Source organism: Achromobacter sp. Marseille-Q0513 (assembly GCF_018195695.1).
Lineage (GTDB): Bacteria > Pseudomonadota > Gammaproteobacteria > Burkholderiales > Burkholderiaceae_B > Achromobacter.
The window spans coordinates 1-2,795 of the sequence record NZ_JAGTJY010000325.1; the positions used below are offsets into that span (position 1 = coordinate 1).

Here is a 2,795-nt window from a genome sequence, read left to right on the forward strand (position 1 = left end):
CCATGAAGGGCGTGGAGATGAAGACAAAGGACAGCAGATGGCCGCGCACCTGCGGATCCAGGCCGACGACGGCCGCATAAGGGCCGATGAAGACCAGATACAGCATCCCCGCCACGGCCGTGGCCGCCGTCATCAGGATGAGCGCGGCGCCGCCCAGGCGGCGCGCGCCCTGTGCGTCACCAGCCCCCAGCGCGCGCGACACCATGGCCGCGCCGCCGACCGTGACGCCGATGCTGACCGAGGTCACCGTGAACAGCGTCATGGACCCCAGCCCCACGGCGGCCAGGATCGCCTCGTCGCCCAGCGTGCCCAGGTACAGCAGCGACAGGAACTCGACCGCGAACACGGCCAGCATGCTGGCCCAGCCGGTCAGCACCATTTCGACCACGTGTCCGCGCAGCGGTCCGTGGACGAAGCGCGCCTGCAGCGGTACGGCCGGAGCCTGGGCCTGGCTTGCGCTGGACAAGGCTCAGCGCCGTGCGGGCTTGGCCCGCAGCTGTTCCAGGCGTTCGATCGCGGCCGGATAGCCCTGGGCGGCGGCGGCCTCGTACCAGCGCAGCGCCTCCTTGCGATCGCTCTGTTCCATGATCAGGCCCATGGTGTACTGCGCGTCGACATTGCCGCGTTTGGCCTCTTCCAGCCAGGCGCGGTTGACGGCGGCGTCGTGCTGGGGCGATTCGCCATAGATATGGACGTTCTCGCCCTGGACCTGGCCGCGCAGCGACGGCGCGCGGGTGTCGTAGAGCTGGCGCCAGAACCAGGTCACGCCCAGCAGGAACAACAGGAACAGCACGGCGCAGAAGGTCAGTCGTTTTACGGTCATGGGCACATCGAAGGAAATGGAAGACAGCTGGCGGCCCGCGCAGGCATCGCGCGCGGACCCGGCCGCGTTCGTCAGGGTGCGGCCGGCGCGAACCAGTATTGCGACACGCGGCTGTCGTTGCTGTACCAGGGTAGCAGCATGCCGATGCTGTCGGACTCGCGCCTGACGGTCAGCAGCAGGCCGCCGCCTTCCGGCCGCAGCATCGCCACATGGCGGCGCACGCCCTGGGACTCATGCTGGCGCCAGTCTTCGCGCGCGCTGATCCACAGGCGGCCCTGCGCACAGCCCGAGACCAGCATCACCTGGCTGCGCGCCGGGTCGACCAGGCCGTCGGCGGGCGACGCGGCATCGGGCAGCCGGCCCTCCAACTTGCCGCCGCGTCCGTCCCGCAGCAGCGCCCGCCAGGCCTGGGCGTCGGATGCAAAGGCCACCGACGCGCCGGGCGCGGGGTTCCAGGCGCGGGCCTCGCCCTGGCCCATGCCGGGCAGGTACAGCGTCCACGCCAGGAAGCGGCCCAGGTCGTCCAGCGACGCGTCGCGCTCGCCGGTCCTGAACTCGCCCTGGATGCGATACGGCCCCGCCAGGTCCGGGCATTGCGCCGGGTCGGACGGCGCCATCGGCAGGCGCGGCTCGCGAAAGCCGGGCCAATCGACGGGCACGCCGTCCAGCCGCGACGAACCACAGGCGGCCAGCGTGACGGCCAGCGCGGCGCCGGCCGTCACGCGACGCGCGATTCTCGACGCTTGCTGCCTGGACATCATGGTTGCTCCCGCTGGCGCCGCTCGCGGCGGCTCATGGCGACGAACTATATCCGAATCGCCGGCGCGCGTTGCCAAGCGCCCCGGCGCGGAGAATAATCGGCGCAGGTCCGTGCCGCTTCCCGCCCGCCTCGCGACGCGCGGCGCGGACGGGTCCGCGCCCATGGCCGTCATCCCATTCCGGATATGATCGCGGCCTTGCCTGCCGCCAGCGGCGCGCACATCCCCACGCCTTACCCGAAGACCGGAGCCCCTATGTACGACTGGCTGAACGCCCTGCCCAAAGCGGAACTGCACATGCACCTGGAGGGTTCGCTGGAACCCGAGCTGCTGTTCAGCCTGGCGCAACGCAACGGCGTGGCGCTGCCCTGGCCCGACGTCGAATCGCTGCGCCAGGCGTACAACTACAACAATCTGCAGGAATTCCTGGACCTCTACTACCGCGGCGCCGACGTGCTGCGCACCGAGCAGGACTTCTACGACCTGACCTGGGCCTACCTGCTGAAGTGCCGCGAGCAGAACGTGGTGCACACCGAGCCCTTCTTCGATCCGCAGACGCATACCGACCGAGGCGTGCCCTTCGAGACCGTGCTCAACGGCATCAGCCAGGCGCTGGAAGACGGCCGCAAGCAGCTGGGCGTGAGCAGCGGCCTGATCCTGAGCTTCCTGCGCCACCTGCCCGAGGAAGCCGCCATGCGCACGCTGGAACAGGCCCTGCCCTACCGCGACGCCTTCATCGCGGTCGGCCTGGACAGCAGCGAGAAGGGCTTTCCGCCGCGTCTGTTCCAGCGCGTGTTCGAGCGCGCCCGCGCCGAGGGCCTGCCGGCCGTGGCCCACGCGGGCGAGGAAGGCCCGCCCGAATACATCTGGGAAGCGCTGGACTTGCTCAAGGTGCGGCGCATCGACCACGGCGTGCGCGCGGCCGAAGACCCGCGCCTGATCGCCCGCCTGATCGACGAGCAGATCCCGCTGACCGTCTGTCCGCTGTCGAACACCCGCCTGCGCGTGTTCCAGCACATGCGCGAGCACAACATCCTGTCGCTGCTGGACGCGGGCGTGAAGGTCACGGTCAACTCCGACGATCCGGCCTACTTCGGCGGCTACGTCAACGAGAACTTCCACGCGCTGTACGAGCACCTGGGCATGTCGCGCGAACAGGCGCAGGCGCTGGCCGACAACAGCATGGATGCAAGGATGTAGTCCCACCCCCGAAG

Annotated in this window: 4 protein-coding genes; 1 reads left to right on the forward strand and 3 read right to left on the reverse strand. The window is 69.8% G+C overall.

Translation table 11 applies throughout. The features are described 5' to 3' along the window. The 3 genes from KDH83_RS30185 to KDH83_RS30195 form a co-directional block, all read right to left on the reverse strand. The coding region (locus KDH83_RS30185; protein WP_249205459.1) for an MATE family efflux transporter at positions 1-466 on the reverse strand (466 nt) is incomplete at its 3' end. Between the two features lie 3 nt (positions 467-469). Continuing rightward, complete coding sequence (locus tag KDH83_RS30190; protein ID WP_212322603.1) at positions 470-823, reverse strand: sel1 repeat family protein; 354 nt, start codon at positions 821-823, stop codon at positions 470-472. A gap of 71 nt (positions 824-894) precedes the next feature. Then, positions 895-1,581, reverse strand: coding sequence for a hypothetical protein (locus tag KDH83_RS30195; protein ID WP_212322605.1), 687 nt, complete (start codon positions 1,579-1,581; stop codon positions 895-897). Between the two features lie 255 nt (positions 1,582-1,836). Between KDH83_RS30195 and KDH83_RS30200 the strand changes: the two genes are divergently transcribed. Then, on the forward strand, positions 1,837-2,781 hold the full coding sequence (locus KDH83_RS30200) for an adenosine deaminase (protein WP_212322607.1): 945 nt from the start codon (positions 1,837-1,839) through the stop codon (positions 2,779-2,781). The last annotated feature ends 14 nt before the right edge of the window (positions 2,782-2,795 follow it).

Coding starts and splice junctions, on each gene's coding strand:
- KDH83_RS30190 (WP_212322603.1), bottom strand. CDS start 823: ATGACCGTAAAACGACTGACCTTCTGCGCCGTGCTGTTCCTGTTGTTC.
- KDH83_RS30195 (WP_212322605.1), bottom strand. CDS start 1,581: ATGTCCAGGCAGCAAGCGTCGAGAATCGCGCGTCGCGTGACGGCCGGC.
- KDH83_RS30200 (WP_212322607.1), top strand. CDS start 1,837: ATGTACGACTGGCTGAACGCCCTGCCCAAAGCGGAACTGCACATGCAC.